Origin of the sequence: Colwellia marinimaniae (genome assembly GCF_002207865.1) — a bacterium.
Classification (GTDB): domain Bacteria; phylum Pseudomonadota; class Gammaproteobacteria; order Enterobacterales; family Alteromonadaceae; genus Colwellia; species Colwellia marinimaniae.
This window is the reverse complement of the sequence record NZ_BDQM01000307.1, coordinates 1-264: the sequence shown is the minus strand read 5'-3', so window position 1 is coordinate 264 and position 264 is coordinate 1. Positions and strand designations below refer to the sequence as shown.

1 pseudogene is annotated in these 264 nt (G+C 39.8%); it reads right to left on the bottom strand.

The annotated features are described in order from the left end of the window. Nucleotides 1-80: 80 nt before the first annotated feature. A pseudogene (locus tag MTCD1_RS19405) lies at nt 81-264 on the bottom strand (TIGR02281 family clan AA aspartic protease); the annotation flags it as partial.

The following is a 264-nucleotide window of genomic DNA, read 5'->3' as shown; positions in this document are numbered from 1 at the left end:
CCCAGGTCTTCTGCTAATGCAGTGCTTACTGCGCGGCGTATTTCTTGTTGTAACATAATAATTCCTAGGTCGATTAAAAACTAATACTCACTTAAGGTGAGGGTTTTGCCTTGCTGGACTAATTTAACTTGTTTCAATGCATTCATACCAAGCAGAATAATATCACCTTGCATGTAGGGATTGATATTCGCACTTAGGTCGTAGAAGATCAGTTCACCAATAGCTAAATTATCGAGGCGTGTTGAAAATACCTCGATCACACCA